This is a genomic window from Peribacillus sp. NPDC046944, from assembly GCF_050272735.1.
GTDB lineage: Bacteria > Bacillota > Bacilli > Bacillales > DSM-1321 > Peribacillus.
The window spans coordinates 1-20,533 of the sequence record NZ_JBNNML010000018.1 but is presented as its reverse complement, the minus strand read 5'-3'; the positions used below and the strand labels follow the sequence as shown (position 1 = coordinate 20,533).

The window sequence follows — 20,533 nt, the reverse complement described above, 5'->3', positions numbered from 1 at the left end:
CATACGTTCGTATTCCGTTCAAAAAAAAGCCCTTCCTATAGAGGGCTCCCACAGTCATTCACCTATAAAATCCACATTAAAATCTTGTATTGGCCAATATCTTACATCGACTTTGCCTACTACCTTATCCATTGAAATATAACCTAGGTGCCTGCTATCTTCACTTTCGAGTCGATTATCACCCATAACGAAAAGCTTGCCATCAGGAACTATGGATTTGCCCGTTAATTCTTTCAATGTAAAATTACCCGTAAAATCCTGGCCCGGATATCCTACCTTTAAATGATCAAGGTATGGTTCAGGCACTTTCTTACCGTTTATGTAAAGCCAATCATCCTTATAACGAATATCGTCTCCTTGAACACCTATTACCCGTTTTACATAATTCTCCCCGACATGCGCATGGAAAACTATAACATCAAATCGATTGATATCGCTGATTTGGTATTTCACTTTATTTACAATGAGTTTATCGCCTTCACCCAGTGTAGGTTGCATGGACTCCCCTTCTACGGCATAGCTTGAAAAGAAAAAGGTACGGATCAAGATGTAAATGATAAAGGCTACCATGCCTGATTTTATCCAGTCGGATACTGAATGCTTTTTTGATTTTCTCAGATTCCCCAACCCCTACTAGTTGTATATTCTAAGTTATTTCCCTTCTTCTTTTTTCATGCTTTTATTTAGCCTTACTTCCAATCTTTTTCCGACAACCCAAAGGATGAAAATGATGATTCCGACAATCACGGTACGTAATGGTTTTTGAATCAATGATACAATATCGTATCCGACGAAACTGATCGTAAAGATCATCACTGCCTTTCCGCCGATTACCGCCAGCGCATATTGTAACGTGCTAACCTTCGAGAGCCCTGCAACGATATTAACGAGCGCAGATGGCGTGAAGGGGAAACAAAGCAAGAGAAACAATGGACTGAAACCATGGCTTTCCACCCAGTTCATCAATCTTTGCACCTGTTTATGTTTCTGAAGAAAACGGAAGAACCTCATCTGTCCGTATCGTCTAAAAACAAAAAAGACCAGAAACGCACCACCTACCGCCCCAATCCAAGAAAATAAAAATCCCCACCATAGGCCAAAAGCTGTAGCATTGGCCACGACAAACACAAATAAAGGTAAAAAAGGCAAAAACGCTTCTAACATCGGCAACAAAATTCCTGGAATCGGGCCGAATGAACGATATTGCTGAATAAGCCCTGATATATGTTCAAGAGTAATCCACTCAAATATAGTATCCAAATTCATGACTATCTCCCTTGGCTTGCTTTCTATCAAGCAGCATCACATAATAAAACCGTTCTAATTTAGATATAACACTTTCTTCTTAAATTGCAAGAATAATTACCCATCTATCATCATACTTTCCCTAACTCAGGAAATCATAATCTTATTAACGAAAATTTCACGTGATTGACAAAAGCGCTTGCATATCAAATCCACTTAAGTTAGGATATTAAATAGAACATACGTTCTATAAATTATCCGACATACATAAAATAAGAGAACGTTAATTAGAAAGGGGCGGTCATGATGACCCGTATTCCAGAGGCTGACCGAAATATGATTGAAAAAGCCATCTACCTTCCCATGGTGATTACAATCTTAAACCGGGATCTCAAGGTCATCGAATCAAGTCCGTTTAAATTAAAAAGGCCCTATTCAAAACTTATTGAGCGTGCTCTAAAGTCAGTCCAGGAGGATCTCGTCGAGGTTCGTCGCTATTTGCGCAAGGGGAATATCAAGGTAAGCAAATTAAACGGCGACGAATCATTCACGATGTATTGCTTTTTATATAAAGGGTATGAAGAGCATCATAACTATTTCAATCCCCGCCTTCGTAATAAAACGGAAGAGATTCTGTGTTATTACTTTTTTGAAAGGGTGTATAAACCTGAAAAAATTTAACACCCCTGCTTTTTTCGGTGAACAAATAAAAAGCCAACAAAAGCTGTTGACTTCCTCTTATAACTTATCGGTAAATTGATTGAGCTCATCAGACATCTTTTTGATTTCTTCTACAAAAGTTGAAATTTCCTGAATGGAAGCAGCCTGCTCTTGACCCACGGAAGCTATTCGATTAATCGAGGTCCCCATCAGTTTGGTCACTTCTTGGATTTGCACAAGTTTTTCACGAATCAATTCCGTGGATGCGACAGTTTCTTTAGAAAACTTCCTGATTTCCTTAGCCACCACTTCAAACCCTTTGCCTTTTTCACCAGCTCGTGCGGCCTCTATGGCGGCATTTAATCCCAATAAATTGGTTTGGGTCGCCACCCTTTTAATCATTGACAAGATCTCATCCGTATTTTTAACGTCCTCTTCGGCTTTTTCGGAAGATGTAAGAAGTTGGTTGGAAACATCCGCTAAGGTATAGGATCCCTTTGCAATATCCGTAATCCGCTCATTGGCCTGGCTCAGCGATACAGAAATTTGATCCGCAATCGTTCTTAATTCACTTTGCCTGCGTAACTGGATAGCTATGCCACCGATGACTTGATTATTTTTATCATGTAGGGGCACGGCCGTTCCAGTAAACTCGAACCCATAAAAATCAGCTGGTACATCAGCCCTTAATGGTTTATCCTCACTCAATGCCACGGCGAGGGGTTCTTCTGGATTTAACGACTGCCCTTTTTGGATATGCATATTTATACTTTCACCTGGAAAATAAGCAATGAATTTCTCTAAATCACATATGGCAATCGACAAATCAGAAGGCACAGCAGCTTTAATTATAGGTACCATATTTACTAAACTTTCTAGCGATTCGACTTTTCCGTACATTCTGTTATACATTGCTGTAACACTCCATCCTTATTCTAAGGCTAAATATTACCAAAGATTCCCCCTTTAGTAAATATTTTTTCACCCCCTATTCTTTATCATGAATCGAAGGAGGTCCTCCTCCCCTTTGAAAATAACCTAAATAAAGACATTGCCTCCACTAGAGAAACAACGCCTTTTCCTGAACACACTGATTATTTTAGCAATGGATATTTCGATGTCATTTCCGAAGCTTTAAGACCATCCGTTTCGGTAAATAAGTAAAAGGATTTCCTTTTCGTTTCCTCAATCCTTTGAATCAATTTGGATTTCAAAAAGGAGGTCCGGTGCAGCTGATTTTCAAATGAACTGCTTGATACATCTATGTCGAATGTTTTTCTGTTCCTGAATGTGACGGTGGTCTGCTTGGAATTGAGTCGGACAAAGGAGACTACATGTTCATGTGCTAACCAGGTGCATTGGGGGCGCAAGGGAGATGTAGTCGGAAAGAAGAAAATGGAACTGGTTGGATCGATTGCTATTGGTGCCTTATGGGTGATATTTATGAGTTGTTTTGTACCATCTTTCCTTCCCCCATAGCTGGAGCCAAAGTACTCACAGCTTTTCTTGATTATATCCAAAGGCTTGAATGGAGAAATGAACTCATCTTCCAATTCAATGATCCGGGAGTAAATTTTACTTCCATAATTAATGGGCATGACCATAAGTGTATACGGGGTGATTTCATATTCCTCGATTAATCCCTGAGTGCTTTCATTCAAATTACATCCACCTCTACCTCATTTATTTTTATGGAATATCAACTTTGCAAAAAAGGATGATGACTTCCACATGAAAGATTTATCCGAAAACGCGTTAAATTCTCCACTATAATAGCATAAATAATACAGGTTACATTTAAGTTCACAAAAAATTAAGAATTCTTTAAGCGGCCATGTTACCTCGTCATTTTAACGACACATTTATATTTTTTCTAATTATTTTAAATTTTCTGTTGATTTTACATCCTCAAATCCATATACTAATAAAAAGGGTCAGGGGTGGTTACTTTGAAAAATGATAAATCATATTCAGAGTCAGTGAAGTCTTTATCCATGAGTGAAGTTAAAAATGATGCTGCCGTTCAGGAAATGTTAATCGATATGATTATAATGGAATCCATTCTCACTACTAAAAAAAATATCCTGGCAAAAGAAATCGATCATGCTCTAGATACTAAAGACAAACCTCTATTCCTAAAACTGAGTAATGAAATGAATACTCTATTGAAACAATTTGGAAATTAAGCAGCCATGTGAAATATAAAGTCAAAAAAGCCTCCCTTATATGGGGGGCTTTTATCCGTTTATCATTCTTTATGAAACATTCCCATGACTTCAGTCGTTTCCGTGATATTAACGAAGGCATCCGGATCCACTTCTTTGATCATCGCCTTCACATCGGTTAACTGATAGCGTGTAATGACCGTCATCATCACTTTGCTCTGCTCACCCGAATAGGCACCTTGCCCGTCCATGACCGTAATGCCACGGTATAAATTAGTAAGTAGCCGATCCTTCATCTCATCACCTTTTTTTGTGACGATCATTAACGTCAATTTAATATGATTGGAATGGATCGTATCGATCACTTTGCCTGCCGCGTAAATCGAAATCAATGTGTATAATGCCGCATCCCATCCAAACTTGAATCCAGAAGCAATCACCACAACCGCATTCATCCCTGATAGCAATGTCCCAAGCGGGAAGTCCCTCTTCTTAGCCAGGAGCATGGCAATGATATCAAATCCTCCCGATGACCCTGAAGCACGAAAAATAATGCCGATGCCAACGCCCGAAATGACTCCCCCGAACAAAGAAGATAATATCGGCTCCGTTGAAACGCCATGAATCGGTATAACATACAAACTCACCGATATCACGACAACTGATAATATCGTATAAGTGATAAAACGTCTCCCCAACTTTAAATAGCCCACAATGAGTAGCGGAAGGTTCAATATAAAATTCAATACCCCTGTATTGATTGGGGTGATGATTCCTAACATGATCGCAATTCCACTGAGTCCGCTGCTCAAAATTAAATGGGGAATCAAGAATAAATTATAGGCTAAGGCAACAAGCACTGATCCTAACGTGATTAAAATTATATTATACATAGCTGGTCTCCTTAAAAACGCACTGGGAATTTTCATTTATTATAGTAGAGAACGGTAAATTTATAAAATGATAGTTTTTTCTGAAAATAAACTCAGAATTTTCCTTTTTCCTGAAGTTAGGCAAGAAAAAAAGCCAGCCTGTTAAGCTAGCTTTCAATCACCCGTTGTTTCCTCATTTTCTATCGTAGATATTCTTTCAAGCATCGTGGGATGTAAATAACGAAGCCATTTTACCAGGAGCGGAGGGTTCACCTGGCTAAGCCCTGACCTCGTAAGTTCCTGGAATGAAGTGATGGCAGCCTCATGGTCTTCTGTCATTTCAATCGCATACCGGTCCGCTCTCGTTTCCTGGTAACGGGATACATAGTTCGATAGCGGGCTGGAAACAAACAGCAGTACAGAGATAATCAAGAGAAAAAGAGGCAATGAAGCGATTCGATCAACGGATCGTACCTTAAGTAAATGGCCCCATCGCCTTATGACGTAGTTCATGATTTTTGCTGTCAGCCATAGCCCCACCAATGTCATGCCGATATATCCTGCTATCCCGATATAAATATGCTTCTCCACATAATGAGCCATTTCATGTGCCATAATGAACAAGATTTCATCTTCGTCCAGCCTGTTTAATGTGGTATCCCAAAGAACGATCCTGGAGTTCGAACCTATTCCCGTTACATAGGCGTTGAGAGCATTTGTTTTTTCTGCCATATTCACTTCGTATACATGTTCTGCGGGAATATCTGCTCTCTTTGCAAGTGCTAAGATTTCAGTTTCCAACTCTTTATTTTTCAGTGGATAAAAATCATTATACAAAGGGTCGATTAATACCGGTTGGACAAACATGAGAAATAAGGTAAAGGGAATGGATAGTAACCAGGCATAAAGCCACCATTTCTTTGCACTTTTTTTCATCAGCCAATATAGCACGGAAACGATGATGAACATCGTACCGAAATTTACCCAAAAATCGATGATATCGTCTTTCATCCATGAAGAAAAACTCTGAGTGCTTATATGATACCGTCTACTCATGTGATAGCCCATGAAGCTGATTGGAAACAACGCTACATAGGAAATCAATGAGAGCCAAAATAGATATATGGTCGTTTGAATTCCTTTTCGTTTAGAAATCGTGGTAGCCGATTTTTCAAAACCCCTTGAAAGTCCAAATAAAAGTATGAAAAAATACATTAGCCATTCATACGGAGTCGCAACAAAAAAGATGAAGTTTCGCAGCCCGGAATACTCCTCACTAAGTTGAAGCTCCCTGGCGCTTAGAAATTCTGCAGGATCGGCCGCCGTACCGCGCAATGCCTGAGGGATTGCCGTATCTGCACCATAGAATATATACCAAAACATAACGGCCACAAAAAGGATATATATAAGAATCGCTCTTCCAGCCCATTTCCTTACCATGAAGCCCCTCCTTTAAAACAATCGTGCCTTTTTTATAGTTTAATCCAAAATGGACAGGTTAGAACCGTATTTCCAATCCCTTTGATAAATAATTGTCCATAAATGTTCATGATTACACCCAATTTCATTCCATCTATAGGAATTTCATCCTGTATAGTGAAGGTAGAATATCAGAGTTGAGGTGGAAGATACGATGAAAAAGATTTATATTATTTTCACTACATTATTGGTCATTGGAATTGGATCGGGCATCTACTATTTTACAGAGTACCGCCAGGCAAAAATGGCGTTACCCGAAGAAATTACGATGAATACCCATGACGGGGGTACATACAGCTTCTCCAATTTAAAGCCCAAAGTTCGCCTATTAGAATTCATATACCTTGATTGTCCAGATTTATGTCCAAACACCACCTATCAAATGCAAAAAATTCGGGATGAACTTGTGAAGCAGGATATTTTTGGGAAGGAAGTGGAGTTTTTGACCGTTACGTTTAATCCGGAAATGGATACCATAGATAAAATGAAATCTTATGCCCAAGCGTTTGAAATGAACAAAACGGAAGGGTGGGAGTTCTTACGGGGTACACCCGAGGATACGAAAAAACTCACGGATCAATTCGATTTTCTATTTCGGGATTCGGGGACCGGGGAATTCGTTCATAGTACGGCCACTTATTTACTAGATACTGATAATCGTGTTGTTGAAGTTTTCGGCATGGGGGAATATGATTTTGGTAAAGATGAGGTTTATCAAGCCATTATGAAAGAAGTCGAATAAGACCGAGGATGAAATACTCCGAACACTTAAATTCATCATGAATTTATTTCCTGTAATAGAAAAAGCTATCATCCGTCAATACTTAGGATGATAGCTTTTTCCTTTCCTCTTCATCAATGAGTGTGTCTAATTGAATGATGCTTTCTTTTGCACGCAGGAAATCAATTTTTCGGTAATGGTGTTTTCCGCCTTCTTCTTCATCTTTCTCATCGGCCCATTTGACGACCTGCTGAAGTGGCGTTCGAGTTATATCATTTGAAGGTAAAAACGAATCGGTGTGAAATAGGATCGCGAGGGAAATGGTTTTGGCTTTAATCGGGTTTTCTCCAAGCCGGATTAACAACTTATGGGCTCTCTCAGCCCCTTTGATTGGATGGATGTCGTTCTGTTTATACAGGTCATAGTCCCATTTTCCATTGCTGTACCATGTGAAGTGGCCCATATCATGCAGAAGTCCGGCCTTTGCAGCGATATCAGGATCTACATTGTATTCCTTTGCCATATGAAATGCATGATAGGATACGGCTATTGCATGGGCCATCCCTGAACGGTTCAGGTATTTTTGAGCAATGGGGTGGGTGAATATATCTAAAAGTTTTACATCTCTCATTCTTCCTCTTCTCCTTTCATCTAGGGAAATTTTTAATAACCATAATATCTCTTTTGAAAAAAATAAGCAAGATAAAGGCTCAGTTCATATAATTTATGCATTTACTAGTCAAATCGGCTGTACAAAAAAGAAGACAATAGCACATAAGGCCATTGTCTCCTATCTAATTAGGTATCATTCACACTTGGGTTACATGGGTTTTTAAGCTACGACGCAAGATCTTGCCTGTCGTATTTTTTGGGAGCTCGTCTATAAACTCGATTTTGGCCGGAACTTTATACTTGGCTAAATGCTCTAAACAATAAGCAAGTAATTCTTCCTCACTCAACGCGTCATTTTTCTTCACTACAAAGCATTGGACGACTTCGCCCTGATTCGGATCTGGAACGCCTATCGCTGCCGCTTCCACGACTTCGGGATGGGCATACAGAACCTCCTCTACCTCGCGCGGGTAAACATTGTACCCGCCCACAATAATGAGTTCCTTTTTACGGTCCACAATGAAAAAGTAGCCTTCTTCATCCATACGGGCTAAGTCTCCGGTATAAAGCCAGCCATCTTTTAAAACGGCAGCCGATTCTTCAGGCATTTTATAATACCCCTTCATTACGTTCGGCCCTCTGACAATTAACTCGCCAACTTCATTGACCCTTACTTCTTCTCCTAATTCATTCACGACTTTATTTTCGACATTGACTATATTGGTTCCAATCGAGCCTGCTTTCCTTGGGCGATCCAAGGGGTTGAAGCAGGTTACGGGAGAAGCTTCGGATAAACCATACCCTTCTGAGATATTCACATTGAATTTTTTCTCGAAGGATTCAAGAAGGGATACAGGCAAAGCCGAGCCTCCCGAAATGCAAAAACGTAATGATTCAAGTTCTTCAGCCGTACCATCAGGATATTGAAGCAGGAAATTATACATGGTAGGAACACCAGCAAAGACCGTCGCCTCATATTTTTTGATTAGCCTGAAAATTTCCTTCGGACTGAATTGTGGAACGATTAACAGTGTGCCCCCGCTTAATAATGGGGCATTCACGACGACAGTCAGGCTGAATACATGAAACATGGGCAACGTTGTCACCACACGGTCATCTTCCGTAATGTTTAAGTACTCACCCGTATCGTGTGCATTCGAGTAGATGTTCTTATGGGATAGCATGGCGCCTTTTGGTTTTCCAGTAGTCCCCGACGTGTATAGAATAATGGCTGTGTCTTCCGGATCTAAATCGGGTCCTTTGAACTGGACATCCCCTGATGCTATCATCTGTGTAAACGATTTCATTTTAGGGTAAATGCTAAGTTTACTCATCTCCCCATTATCTGGTTGCGTTTCACAAATGACGTAATTCTCAACACTTGAAAGTATCGGATTCAACTTCTCCAATAATGGTGAAAGCTTGTCTAAAGCCACCACTACCTTGACATCACCGTTATTCAATATATACCCGATTTCATCTGGCGAATAGATTGGATTAACAGGTATGACAGTGGCCCCTGTTCGTAGTGCGCCATACATCGAAATAATGAAATGTGGAGAATTGCCGAGAAGCAAGGCAATATTATCACCTTTTGAGACACCAAGCTTATGTAGTTCGTCTGCAAACTTTGATACGGCCGCATCCAGTTCTCTATATGAAGTGGATTGATCCATAAAGTAATAAGCTGGCTTATCAGCCTTTATTAAAGCTGTTTGATGAAGCTGTTCAGATAAATTCATCGTTCTCCCTCCCCCTGTGTACATAGCATGAATGAGCAGTCATTCATTTTTAACGCAAACTAAATACACTTTTATTATAGTAAAAGAAAGAACCAACATCAACAATTATATCCATTTTTAAGCAATTATTGTCATAATTAGACACAAAAGCCGTCCCCATTTACGAGGACAGCTTTTTCAATCATTAAAAGATGAGTGCTAAAATTTCTTCTTTTGTTACATTGCCAAAATAATGGTGGACATCAATTTCATCTAAAATACGATTAATCGATTCCTTTTCATACCGGACTCCGATCAGTTTTTGCTCGATATCCGTAACTTCCCCCACTCCGAAAAAGTCACCATAAATTTTGCAGTTCCTAATGATTCCCTTGCTCACTTCTAGACGGATATCCACCGATCCAACGGGGAATCTATGAGAATTCTGCACATTGAATTTAGGGGACTTCCCGTAGTTCCATTCCCAGTTTTGATATCTTTCTTTTGAGATCTCGTGGATTCTTTTCCAGTCGTCCTCTGTTAGAACGTACTCCGGAATGACTTCACTATCTTCAAAAATATTCTTCAAAAGGAAAGAACGGAATTCTTCCACTGACATCGGTTCTTTAAGAAAGTCGGCAATATTTCCAACCCGGCTCCTAATCGATTTAATGCCCTTTGACTCAATTTTATCTTTCTTCACCTTCAAGGCCGAAACGATGTGGTCCATTTCCGAATTAAACAGCAAGGTACCGTGACTGAACATCCTGCCTTTCGTTGAAAACATCGCATTACCGGAAATTTTCTTTCCTTCGGCGAGGATATCATTACGTCCGCTTAGTTCAGCATGTATTCCCAATTTTTCGAGCGTCTGAACGACCGGCTCAGTGAATTTTTTGAAATTATGAAAGCTGTCCCCATCATCTTTCGTGATGAAGCTGAAATTAAGATTCCCCAAATCATGATAAACAGCCCCTCCCCCTGAAAGTCGGCGGACAACGGTAATCCCGTTTTCTTCAACATAATCCGAATTGATTTCCTCTATCGTATTTTGGTTCCTCCCGATAATGATGGACGGACGGTTTATGTAGAATAAAAGAAAAGTTTCATCAATATTCAAGTGTTTGAGCGCATATTCTTCAATAGCTAAATTAATCTGTGGATCTGTAATACCTTTATTATCAATAAAAAGCAACGTAGCTCCCCCTTGTCGGCGTTCTTCATCCATTTGTTCGTTCAAATATTTTTATAATTGAAATTCAAGATTGCTTTTGGCTATAGCAATTTCCCGTTTAAAAACCTCGGAAGCCTCTTTTTTGAGTTGGTTGAGGTCTCCATAATGTGGGAGGTGGGTCAACAACAAAAGTTGGGCGTCGGCCTTATCGGCGAGCATTCCCGCTTCCCTTGCCGTCATATGACCAGCCTTCGTGCCGTCCATGTTGCTGTAAAAATTACTTTCACACAATAAAACATTGGCGTCCTTCGCAAATTCAGCCAATTCATCCATATAGGCACTATCCCCCGTATAAACAAGGGCATGATCTTCAGCTTCGATTCTCATGGCAAAGCATGGCACAGGATGTTTCGTCTTCATAAAAGTAAAAGTGCACGGTCCAATCGTTAAAGGTTCATCAGTGGAATAGGCCACTCCATTTGTAATATCCTTATATGTTAACTTTTCGAATTCCGTAGTATCCAAATCATGGCCATATATAGGAATGGTCCTTTTTTCACTGCCCAAGATTTGCTGTATTAGTGCCGCATGCTGTAAGACGCCAATATCCGCTACATGGTCTGGGTGATAATGTGATAGCACGACCGCATCAAGTTCTTCGGGTTTCATGTGATTTTGTAGCTGCGATAAAACACCGCTTCCACAATCGAGCAGAATGCGAAAATCTTCATATTCAAGCAAATAGCCGGAACTTGCCTCATTTTTAGCTGGGTAGCCGCCCCAGCAGCCAATTACGGTGATTTTCATCTTTGGCACTCCTTTATTCTCTCATGACTTCCCCATAAATATAAACTATTCTCCCCCTCATTTCATCTTTTTCATATATGTTATAAAACATTCGTTGACATTATCACTCTGTTATAATACAATAAATCTATAGAAATCAGATTAATAAAAAAATTCAGGAGATGATGTTCATGATTCAAAGTAGCGTAGAGTTCTTTAGAAACTTACCTCCAAAGCAGTGTGTGGATTGTGGAAAGAAAATTGAAGAACAGCACGAATGTTACGGAAACCAATGTGATCATTGCCTTACTGGAGAATGAGAGTTTAAGTGTTTTACCATCCAGTAGGATGATCCATATAGGGTTACACCAACTGACCTATCCCCAGATAAAAAGACAATTCCTTTTTTGGAATCGTCTTTTTATCTGTTCTTTTACAACAGATGAACACAGGTATGTAGGTCAAAAGACAAAAAAAAGAATTATCAAGTAACTGATAACCCTTTGAATAAATATACTTTGAATAACTCGGCAATTTCTTCTTTCCCTAATGGTTCATGATACCGTTCCCAATCAAAAATGAGGGCAAGATACATTTTTAACATGAGGAAAGCGGTTATCTCCGGGTCACAGTCCTGAATGTAACCCTTTTCAATCGCCGCTATTAGTTTTTCTTTAATATACGACACTATGGCTTCTTCCATTTCATTCACCATATCCTGAACAGCCGGCGTCCCAATTTCCCTTTCTTCCTGAAGAAGTTTCAAGGATAATTGATGTTCCTGCCTGAATTCCAGAATACGATACACAGCTCTATGCAGATTCTCGAAGAAGGGTAATTCTTGATCGAAGGATTGTTCAGCTTCATACTTCATTTCCTCTATCATCCGTTGGACAATTTCTTTGAACAGCTCTTCTTTATTCTTATAAAAGGTATAGATCGTACCTTTACCAACATTGGCAATTTTAGCTACTTGATCCATCGTCGTTGCCTTGTATCCAAAGAGAGAAAAGGATTTAGTAGCAGCTTCTAAAATCAATTTTTTACGATCAACAGACATTCCTCACCCCAAATCTGACCAAAATAAAGAAACGGTCAATAAGTTCTATTATATCTTACCAAAACATCTCTTGTAATTCAATCGATTTACCAATATATGATTCACTGGCCTTCCCGTTTATCAATAAAACAGTGACTACCCATCAATGGACAGACACTGTTTTTATGGGAGTGGCATCGACTTGTTGAATGAAGTCAAAGACCTCCTTCACCACTTTCTCGGATTGACCGATGCAGTCTGGCAAACTGAAACCATCATAAGAACTGCCGGCAAGAAAGACACCGGGTAGTTCAGTTCTGATGCTTTTCTTTAACTGTTCAACCTTTTCTTTATGACCGACCGTATACTGCGGCATGGTCTTTTTCCATCGACTGATCAATGCAAAGTCAGGTTCCTTGGTTATCGACATCGTCTTGTTCAGATCATCCAATACAATCCTTATGATTTCTTCATCTGATAAGTCTACCACCGTTTCGTCACCGGAGCGTCCGATGTAACAGCGAAGTAGAATTTTTCCGGCCGGTGTCATATGTGGCCACTTCTTATGAGTGTATGAACAGCAAGTAACTGTATAATCACTGTTTCGGGACACCACAAAACCGCTACCCCTTAATTCCATATTAAATGCGTCTTCATCGAATGCCAAAGAGATTGTAGCCACACTGATGGCTGACATTTCCCTTAGCATATCAAAGTAGGGGTAATTCGCAAACATGTTATAGCTAGCCTGATGGGGCGTTGCCACAATGACTGAGGCGGCATGAACCGTAGAATTATTATTCAATTGAATGACGTATTCATCGTTCACTTTGTCAATTTCCCTTACCCTTACGCCCTTAAGGATAGTTTCAGGGGCCAGTTTTCCTTCTATTGCCTGAATGAACGACTCCATCCCTGCCTTAAACGTTTGCTGGTCACTTCTTGTCGTGGAATGTTCCTTGGAAGCGGTATTTTTCTTCAAGCCCATGATGAGACTACGATGTTTTTGCTGGGTTTCGTAGAAATCAGGAAACGTGGAAATTAGACTGATTCCGTCCAGATCCCCCGCAACAATGTTCGATAACACCGGTTCTGTTAGGTTCTCAAATACCTCATCACCCAGTCGCCTTCTGATGAAACCGCCAAACGACTGATCCTTCTTTTCTTTAGAACGAGGCAGGATTAAATCAGCCACAGCTCTCAACTTTCCGAAAAGACTGATGGATTGGGTCCTTAAAAAGGGAGCAAGTTTCATCGGAATTCCTATTAAAGTACCCTTTGGTAAAGGATAGAGCGTTTCCCGTACTAACACGGAAAGACTGCCATCCTTCATGCTTACAAGCTGTTCCTCCATACCTACTTCTCTCGCTAGGCGGACTACATGTGAATTCTGGGCTGGAAATGATTCTGGTCCTCTTTCGATGATAAAGCCATCCTTTACGGTGGTCTTTATTTTCCCGCCCAAGCGAGGGTCAGCTTCTATTAAAAGCACTTCATGAGGAAGACCTTCCTGCCTCAACCTTTTTTGAAGATAATAAGCTGAAGCAAGTCCGGTTATCCCTCCGCCGATTATGGCAATCGTTTTTATAGGCTGATCCACCATTCATCGCCCTCTTTTTAAAAATTATTTCTCATCCAGCTTATTTAAAACAATGGTAGCCAAGGCATCGATAAATGCCGGTTTTACATTTGGCATATCCGGACGGTAATATCCAGCCCCGATTTCCTCAGTAACCACTTTACACTCATAATCATTATCGTATAGGACTTCAAGATGCTCCGCTACAAATCCTACAGGAATGTAAATGAAAGCCTTAAATCCTTTTTCATGATAAAGGTCTCTTGTAAGATCTTGAACGTCAGGGCCAAGCCAAGGTTCTGGCGTCTGTCCAGCACTTTGCCAACCTACCGCATAATTGGAGACACCTGCACCCTCGGCAATCAATTTTGCCGTTTCTTCAAGCTGCTTCGGATATGGGTCCCCCAATTGTAGAATCTTTTCCGGAAGACTGTGTGCCGAAACGATCAACGCATAATTATCACGTTCTTCTGAAGTCATTTTCCCGATTACGCCTTTTAATTGATCGACCCAATACTGGATGAATTTCGGCTCATCGTACCAGCTTTCAACGGATTGAATGCTCATGCCATATTTGGCCGCTTCATCCTGTGCCCGTCCATTGTAGGACTTCACACTGAAAGTTGAAAAATGGGGTGCCAATACGATACTGACAGCCTCCGTGATGCCGTCATCATGCATTTGTTTAACCGCGTCCTCGACGAATGGCTCGATATGCTTAAGGCCCAAATAAGCCTTGAATTCAATGTCGTCCTGGATGGAGTTCAATTGTTTTTCAAGCGCTTCAGCTTGTCCTGCTGTAATCTTTGCAAGGGGGGACAAACCTCCAATTGCTTTATATCTCCCTTTAAGGTCATCCATTAATTCATCACTCGGTCTTCTTCCGTGACGGATATGCGTATAGTATCTTTCAATATCTTCTTCTGTGTACGGAGTTCCATAAGCCATGACTAAAAGGCCCATTTTTTTCGTTGTCATGAAATTACACCTCTTTAGAAAATTTCGATTAATCTATTTTGCATCTTTTAGCCATTACGTTCAAATGATTCGCTCAGCCTTTTTTCATGCTTGATGAATATTCATGTATAAAAGCGGTCAACTTCTTCAATGTTTCCGGGTTCACATCAGGAAATACTCCATGTCCCAAATTGAAGATATAGCCATCCTGTTGCATGCCTTGATCAAGGATTTGTTTAGCCCGTTCCTCTATGATATCCCATGATGATAATAAAATGGCAGGATCCAGGTTCCCCTGAACCGTTTTTTGAATACCCATTTCCCTTGCTTGTGAAATAGGTAATCTCCAATCCAGTCCTACTACATCGATAGGAAGGTCATTCCATTCCAATGCCAAGTGGCTTGCCCCGACACCGAACATGATTAGCGGTACATTTTCCTCACGTAACGAAGTGAATATACGATTCATGATAGGTTTGATGAACACCCTATAATCCTCGACATTTAAAGCACCTACCCATGAGTCGAAGATTTGCACGGCTTTAACGCCAGCTTTAATCTGTGCCTTCACATAGACAATGATCATTTCCGCTAACTTGTCCATTAACGCAAACCATGCTTTTGGCTCGGAATACATGAATGCTTTCGTCTTATTATAGTTTTTCGATGGGCCGCCCTCAATCATATAGGAAGCGATCGTAAACGGTGCACCAGAAAACCCTATCAATGGGACAGTCAATTGTTCGTTCGTCAATAATTTAATCGTATCCAATACATAAGGAATATCTTCTTCCGGAGTCAATTCCCCTAATTTTTCAACATCTTTCAATGATCGTATCGGATTGGAAATGACTGGACCAATTCCTGACTTGATTTCAACATCCACGCCCAATGCTGGTAGCGGTGTCATAATATCTTTATATAAAATCGCTGCGTCCACATCATATTGTTCAACAGGCAATCTTGTTACAAAAGCGCATAATTCCGGCTGATGTGTAATTTCAAAAAGAGAATACTTTTCCTTCAATTTACGGTATTCCGGCTGTGAACGACCTGCCTGACGCATATACCAAACTGGCACATGATCCGTTTTCTCTCCTCTAGCAGCTTTTAAAAATGTATCATTCTTAATATCCATACTCATTAATATCCACCTTTCACACACTCAACGTTCCTTTTTTTATGTATCACTTACATAGAATATCAGATGGTAGTTGAATTTCAAATTGAATCTCCTTAAACTATAGCTTTTTCTAATATAGAAGTATAGCCAACCTAAGTATTTGTCAGAAATTCGACCTTTTTCGATAAAAACCTGAGCAAACGAAGTGACAAAACCAGTTGAAGGAACATGGTAAAAACATTACCTGTTGGGTAAAATGGGTATAGAGAATACTATTAACTACCGGAGGGGAAAATATGAATATATACATCACATCAGGCACATTCAATTTCATGAAAATAAAAAAAGATAAGCATCCAGCTGAAAAAATATTGCTCATGCAAAATGCGGAAACTACCGTTCTCTTACATGAGACAACAAGTAAAACCATTTTTGCCTCGCCACGTAAATACGAAGTCGTGGGTGGCACGGGCGAACTTCCTGAAAGCGGGTATGTCGTCATGAACAATATCCCTGTCAGCGAAGAGGGCCGTCCTGTATTCGAGCATCGCTTTAAAAATATTTCTGGTTTCATTGAAAAGGAACCTGGCCTTGTCGCCCTTCGTATCCTAAGGCCGATCCATTCCGAAACATACGTCATCTTGACCATTTGGGAAAAACAAACGAATTTTTTAAGTTGGAAGAACTCAAGCTCCTTCAAGCAAGCCTTCCATAATAATGGATCCAATTCCCCGGTAACCAATTCAAGCCAGAAAATGTTCTCAGGCGAAGCCTATCTGACCCAATACACTTTAGTGAAGGATTCCGATGAATAGGCATCAACCATACATGAAAAGGCCACCCATTTTTGGATATCGGCCTTTTCTTTTTTAAAACTGGCAAAAAACGGACGAATCATCCTTGACCCTGCTTTCAAGGCCCATCATTTCCCCTAACCTCTTTCCTCTTCAACCCATGATATATGGATAGACAACCTACGCTATACGCCACACCGAGGGCAAAGCCAGCCAAGACATCGGTAGGAAAATGGACTCTAAGGGCAATCCTGCTCATTCCGATGAGAAGGATTAGTAAAAGAAATCCAATGCCGGCTACCCATTTCAGTGATTTGGACTTTATTGCTTTAATGGTGAAATAAGCAACCATACAATAAAAGATCATCCCTACCATGGAATGCCCGCTTGGAAAACTGAAACCCGGAGCTTCCACCAAGCTATATTCAGGACGATCTCTTTGGATCCATTTCTTTATCAATCTCTTTAAGAGGTCGCCTCCAGCCACTCCTATCGAGACGACTGCCATCGCCGTGTAATCCTTCTTTCCAAACCATAAATATAGAACGAGAACAAGACTGCCACAACCTATAAAAATGGATGAACCGAGATATGTGATTGTTTTAAAAAAAGGAAACCAATATGTAGTTTCCACCCCTGTAAAGATTCTCGAAATAGTACTGTCAAAGGGTAATATGACTCCTTTTTCTACTTCGTTCATGATCATAATGAAAATGAACAAGCATATTAGTATGGCAGCAAGCTTCGAATATTTAATCATGATAAATGCTCCTTTATGTATGACCGATTCCCCTTTTACTCCCTCCAATTATGATATACTATTTACAAATAATCCAATGATTAGGAGTTTTGTGATGATTGAACAATTAGATGTTCTTCTCGAGGAGTCCTACGGGGAGATGGTATCGATCCGACGATACCTTCACCAATATCCTGAGCTCTCCTTTCATGAAACCAAAACAGCTGCCTTTATCGCCGAGTTTTATCGGAAACTAGGGATAGATGTTCGAACCAACGTCGGGGGAAACGGAGTAGTGGCAAAAATCTATGGTAGTAAACCCGGTAAGACCGTTGCATTGCGAGCCGATTTTGACGGACTTCCCATTCAGGATGAAAAGGAAGTTCCTTATAAGTCCACCGTTCCTGGCGTCATGCATGCCTGTGGACATGATGGCCATACCGCGACTCTTCTGGTTCTTGCCAAGACCCTTTATGCACTGAGGGATGAATTGGAAGGTGAATATGTGTTTATCCATCAGCATGCAGAGGAATATGCTCCAGGCGGGGCTAAACCAATGATCGAAGCAGGCTGTTTAAATGGGGTGGACGTGATTTTTGGCACTCATTTATGGGCAACGGCCCCGACAGGAACCATTCAATACGCATATGGTCCGCTAATGGCGGCAGCCGACCGTTTTGAAATCCTGGTACAAGGTCAAGGAGGACATGGTGCACAACCTCATAATACACGGGATGCCATCGTGACTGCCTCCCAGCTCGTGGTCGCTTTACAGCAAATCGTCAGTCGTCGCATTAACCCATTGGATTCAGCCGTCATCACCATCGGTTCCTTCGTCGCGGATAATGCCTTTAACGTCATTGCAGACAAAGCAAAGATAGTTGGGACAGTCCGAACTTTCAAAGAAGGTGTCCGTTCTTTCATTCGTGAAGAAATAGAAAGGGTCGTTAAAGGGATTTGCCTTTCTGCCGATTGCACCTATGACTACCAATTCCATCAAGGCTATCCAGCGGTCGTCACCCATGAAGAGGAGACCAGGTTCCTTATCGATTGCACCAGCTCAATCAAAGAAGTCCAATTCCTAGAGGAAGTTGAGCCAAATATGACAGGTGAAGACTTTTCTTATTATTTACAGAATGTTAAAGGAACATTCTTCTTTACTGGTGCCCAACCACGAAAAGACCCTACTTATCCACACCATCATCCCCTATTCGACTTTGATGAACGGGCCATGCTTATAGCTGCCAAAACATTAGGTAACGCGGCAATCACTTATCATAAGAAAAAACAACCCCACCAAGAACAAGACACCATTATGAATAAAGGATAGGCATTGACTTACCGGGAACAGCAAAAGGGAACCCCATTAATTCCAGGGGTTCCCTTTTGCACGAAATGAAGCACCTACAAGGGTGTTCTTTAAAAAACTGTAACATGGACGGAACATCCAAAAACTATCCCATATAAACACTTTCACATGTTCCAGGTTTTGGTTCATAAAAACAGTGATTTTTAAATTGGCCGGTGAAAGGCTGGTCATACCATGTTGGAGGGCACGCAGCATATGGATTAAAGTACCAAAGAGCATATTTCGCTGGGTGTTCTCTCCAACTTTCCAAATTCCTTTTTGCTAATCTTCTTTCAGCCTCTCTCGATCTTTGATAAAATACATTTCCTTTTTGAACCGCTTCGAAAGAATAATTCCCTCCTTGAACCTGATAGACGACTTCAGGGATTGTTCTAACATTTTTAAAGTCCAAACAATCTGCTACAGCACGATTCACAATGACATTCCCGACATATAACATCCCCTGGAGCCCTTCACCTTCGGCCTCTGCCCTCATCATCCTTGCCATTAAATCTACATCCGAACTTCGGTAAGTTACTCTTGGCATGTTTTCACCTCAATATATAGTATGAAAAATAACTATATTCATGTCTGTTCATAAAAGTGAAACGAAGTTTTAAATAGAAACCGACGGGTACTCTAATCATTCTTTACTGGATAAAAGACGAATTCGATAACAATTGATCGCCGTCTCCCCAAGCTGTTCAAGTAAATGGTGGTTTGCATAGGCACCGACGGCCGCGCCAAACCCCGGAACAAGCTGGAACATTTTGACCACATCAATATAATCGCGATATTCTTGCTGAAAATCCTGCCAATTGATTTCCGGGTGATTTCCCCTATTCCATTCCTGAATGACCCTTAAAGTCTCCATTTTCTTTTTCTCGCTTGAAAAAGCCATTTGGAAGACATGAAGGATGAACAAGCGTTCTTCATATTCGTTTGGGTCGAATCCATATAGGCGGGAAATCTCGAATAACAGCTTCATTTTTATGCTTAACAGCAGGGGGAAATCGACCATCCCAACCAATAGGCCTGCAGCACCCGTCCCCACCCCTTCAATGACCGCCGTTCTTCGATGGCTCGTGACCTTTTCTTTTACCCACTCTTCCTTTTGTTGCAAAGATAACAGCATGACGTTTTTTTCTTTGGATATATACTTAGATCCTGACAACACAGCCCCCACCATGCTTCTAATGCTCTCGGAAATCACTTTATGAACCCTTGACGGAATATAACTGTTCACTTTGAGTTGAACCTGTTTGGAAACCCTCTCAAACTTGCCTGACTTCTTATTGACTTTCTTTATCCATGAGGCGAGTTCAGATAGCGCCTTTTGCTCGTATGCATCCATATTTCCCACCTCCATATTTCATGTATATACCATCCATATAAGTTTTAGCTTTCATTTCACAAAAAAAATGAAGGGGCTGTCTAATAAGTCCCTAAAATAAAACAGGTGGAGAAAAACGAGTTGTTTTTCTCCACCTGTTTTTCTATTTCTATAATAATTTACTGA

The 20,533-nt window shown here is 40.6% G+C and carries 23 protein-coding genes; 6 read left to right on the top strand and 17 right to left on the bottom strand.

Going from position 1 to position 20,533, the window contains the following annotated elements; all coding sequences use genetic code 11:
* Positions 1 to 54 precede the first annotated feature (54 nt).
* Positions 55 to 618 (bottom strand): signal peptidase I, encoded by a 564-nt coding sequence (lepB, locus tag ACQKIC_RS19840; RefSeq protein WP_402868532.1) that lies wholly within the window; start codon positions 616 to 618, stop codon positions 55 to 57.
* Between the two features lie 33 nt (positions 619 to 651).
* Positions 652 to 1,266 carry a TVP38/TMEM64 family protein gene (locus tag ACQKIC_RS19835; RefSeq protein WP_402867737.1) on the bottom strand — a complete coding sequence of 205 codons (615 nt, stop codon included), beginning with the start codon at positions 1,264 to 1,266 and terminating at the stop codon, positions 652 to 654.
* A gap of 285 nt (positions 1,267 to 1,551) precedes the next feature.
* Between ACQKIC_RS19835 and ACQKIC_RS19830 the strand changes: the two genes are divergently transcribed.
* Complete coding sequence (locus ACQKIC_RS19830; protein WP_402867736.1) at positions 1,552 to 1,926, top strand: hypothetical protein; 375 nt, start codon at positions 1,552 to 1,554, stop codon at positions 1,924 to 1,926.
* Between the two features lie 57 nt (positions 1,927 to 1,983).
* Here the strand turns inward: ACQKIC_RS19830 and ACQKIC_RS19825 are convergent, their stop codons facing one another.
* Together ACQKIC_RS19825 and ACQKIC_RS19820 are read right to left on the bottom strand one after the other, a co-directional pair.
* Positions 1,984 to 2,805 carry a methyl-accepting chemotaxis protein gene (locus ACQKIC_RS19825; protein WP_427668735.1) on the bottom strand — a complete coding sequence of 274 codons (822 nt, stop codon included), beginning with the start codon at positions 2,803 to 2,805 and terminating at the stop codon, positions 1,984 to 1,986.
* A 194-nt stretch (positions 2,806 to 2,999) separates the two neighbouring features.
* Positions 3,000 to 3,566 (bottom strand): competence protein ComK, encoded by a 567-nt coding sequence (locus ACQKIC_RS19820; RefSeq protein ID WP_402867734.1) that lies wholly within the window; start codon positions 3,564 to 3,566, stop codon positions 3,000 to 3,002.
* 288 nt (positions 3,567 to 3,854) lie between these two features.
* Between ACQKIC_RS19820 and ACQKIC_RS19815 the strand changes: the two genes are divergently transcribed.
* Complete coding sequence (locus ACQKIC_RS19815; protein ID WP_402990109.1) at positions 3,855 to 4,091, top strand: IDEAL domain-containing protein; 237 nt, start codon at positions 3,855 to 3,857, stop codon at positions 4,089 to 4,091.
* A gap of 62 nt (positions 4,092 to 4,153) precedes the next feature.
* Here the strand turns inward: ACQKIC_RS19815 and ACQKIC_RS19810 are convergent, their stop codons facing one another.
* Positions 4,154 to 4,963 carry a YitT family protein gene (locus ACQKIC_RS19810; protein ID WP_402867732.1) on the bottom strand — a complete coding sequence of 270 codons (810 nt, stop codon included), beginning with the start codon at positions 4,961 to 4,963 and terminating at the stop codon, positions 4,154 to 4,156.
* 153 nt (positions 4,964 to 5,116) lie between these two features.
* On the bottom strand, positions 5,117 to 6,382 hold the full coding sequence (locus tag ACQKIC_RS19805; protein ID WP_427592189.1) for a M48 family metallopeptidase: 1,266 nt from the start codon (positions 6,380 to 6,382) through the stop codon (positions 5,117 to 5,119).
* 193 nt (positions 6,383 to 6,575) lie between these two features.
* Between ACQKIC_RS19805 and ACQKIC_RS19800 the strand changes: the two genes are divergently transcribed.
* Complete coding sequence (locus tag ACQKIC_RS19800; RefSeq protein WP_427592190.1) at positions 6,576 to 7,163, top strand: SCO family protein; 588 nt, start codon at positions 6,576 to 6,578, stop codon at positions 7,161 to 7,163.
* Between the two features lie 82 nt (positions 7,164 to 7,245).
* On the opposite strand, the gene ACQKIC_RS19795 is transcribed toward ACQKIC_RS19800, so the two are convergent.
* The 4 genes from ACQKIC_RS19795 to ACQKIC_RS19780 all read right to left on the bottom strand — a co-directional run bounded on the left by ACQKIC_RS19795 (position 7,246) and on the right by ACQKIC_RS19780 (position 11,456).
* Positions 7,246 to 7,773, bottom strand: a complete 528-nt coding sequence (locus tag ACQKIC_RS19795) for an HD domain-containing protein (protein WP_427592191.1) — start codon at positions 7,771 to 7,773, stop codon at positions 7,246 to 7,248.
* A gap of 178 nt (positions 7,774 to 7,951) precedes the next feature.
* Entirely contained in the window at positions 7,952 to 9,496 is a 1,545-nt protein-coding gene (locus ACQKIC_RS19790; RefSeq protein WP_427592192.1) for a fatty acid--CoA ligase family protein, read from the bottom strand.
* 184 nt (positions 9,497 to 9,680) lie between these two features.
* Positions 9,681 to 10,670 carry a lipoate--protein ligase gene (locus tag ACQKIC_RS19785; RefSeq protein ID WP_402868530.1) on the bottom strand — a complete coding sequence of 330 codons (990 nt, stop codon included), beginning with the start codon at positions 10,668 to 10,670 and terminating at the stop codon, positions 9,681 to 9,683.
* Between the two features lie 51 nt (positions 10,671 to 10,721).
* Positions 10,722 to 11,456: an MBL fold metallo-hydrolase gene (locus ACQKIC_RS19780; protein ID WP_402867727.1), complete on the bottom strand. Its 735-nt coding sequence runs from the start codon at positions 11,454 to 11,456 to the stop codon at positions 10,722 to 10,724.
* 170 nt (positions 11,457 to 11,626) lie between these two features.
* On the opposite strand from ACQKIC_RS19780, the gene yhfH reads away from it, so the two are divergent.
* Complete coding sequence (gene yhfH, locus ACQKIC_RS19775) at positions 11,627 to 11,755, top strand: protein YhfH (RefSeq protein WP_402867726.1); 129 nt, start codon at positions 11,627 to 11,629, stop codon at positions 11,753 to 11,755.
* Positions 11,756 to 11,919: 164 nt separating this feature from the next.
* On the opposite strand, the gene ACQKIC_RS19770 is transcribed toward yhfH, so the two are convergent.
* The 4 genes from ACQKIC_RS19770 to hemE form a co-directional block, all read right to left on the bottom strand.
* Positions 11,920 to 12,495 (bottom strand): TetR/AcrR family transcriptional regulator, encoded by a 576-nt coding sequence (locus ACQKIC_RS19770; protein WP_402867725.1) that lies wholly within the window; start codon positions 12,493 to 12,495, stop codon positions 11,920 to 11,922.
* Positions 12,496 to 12,637: 142 nt separating this feature from the next.
* Positions 12,638 to 14,077, bottom strand: coding sequence for a protoporphyrinogen oxidase (hemY, locus tag ACQKIC_RS19765; RefSeq protein ID WP_427592193.1), 1,440 nt, complete (start codon positions 14,075 to 14,077; stop codon positions 12,638 to 12,640).
* 21 nt (positions 14,078 to 14,098) lie between these two features.
* Complete coding sequence (gene hemH / locus ACQKIC_RS19760; RefSeq protein ID WP_402955781.1) at positions 14,099 to 15,031, bottom strand: ferrochelatase; 933 nt, start codon at positions 15,029 to 15,031, stop codon at positions 14,099 to 14,101.
* Between the two features lie 73 nt (positions 15,032 to 15,104).
* Positions 15,105 to 16,148, bottom strand: a complete 1,044-nt coding sequence (gene hemE / locus ACQKIC_RS19755; protein WP_402956036.1) for a uroporphyrinogen decarboxylase — start codon at positions 16,146 to 16,148, stop codon at positions 15,105 to 15,107.
* A gap of 281 nt (positions 16,149 to 16,429) precedes the next feature.
* Between hemE and ACQKIC_RS19750 the strand changes: the two genes are divergently transcribed.
* Positions 16,430 to 16,948 carry an antibiotic biosynthesis monooxygenase family protein gene (locus ACQKIC_RS19750; protein WP_402955778.1) on the top strand — a complete coding sequence of 173 codons (519 nt, stop codon included), beginning with the start codon at positions 16,430 to 16,432 and terminating at the stop codon, positions 16,946 to 16,948.
* Between the two features lie 97 nt (positions 16,949 to 17,045).
* Here ACQKIC_RS19750 and ACQKIC_RS19745 read toward each other — a convergent pair whose 3' ends face one another.
* A complete protein-coding gene (locus ACQKIC_RS19745) occupies positions 17,046 to 17,687 on the bottom strand; it encodes a phosphatase PAP2 family protein (protein ID WP_427592194.1) in 642 nt (213 codons plus the stop codon).
* A 94-nt stretch (positions 17,688 to 17,781) separates the two neighbouring features.
* Between ACQKIC_RS19745 and ACQKIC_RS19740 the strand changes: the two genes are divergently transcribed.
* Positions 17,782 to 18,996 (top strand): M20 family metallopeptidase, encoded by a 1,215-nt coding sequence (locus ACQKIC_RS19740; RefSeq protein WP_402955772.1) that lies wholly within the window; start codon positions 17,782 to 17,784, stop codon positions 18,994 to 18,996.
* A 124-nt stretch (positions 18,997 to 19,120) separates the two neighbouring features.
* Here the strand turns inward: ACQKIC_RS19740 and ACQKIC_RS19735 are convergent, their stop codons facing one another.
* Together ACQKIC_RS19735 and ACQKIC_RS19730 are read right to left on the bottom strand one after the other, a co-directional pair.
* Positions 19,121 to 19,561 carry a cell wall hydrolase gene (locus ACQKIC_RS19735; protein ID WP_402867719.1) on the bottom strand — a complete coding sequence of 147 codons (441 nt, stop codon included), beginning with the start codon at positions 19,559 to 19,561 and terminating at the stop codon, positions 19,121 to 19,123.
* A 96-nt stretch (positions 19,562 to 19,657) separates the two neighbouring features.
* The gene (locus tag ACQKIC_RS19730) at positions 19,658 to 20,368 is read right to left on the bottom strand and encodes an EcsC family protein (RefSeq protein WP_402955769.1); all 711 of its coding nucleotides are present in this window, start codon (positions 20,366 to 20,368) and stop codon (positions 19,658 to 19,660) included.
* Positions 20,369 to 20,533 lie beyond the last annotated feature (165 nt).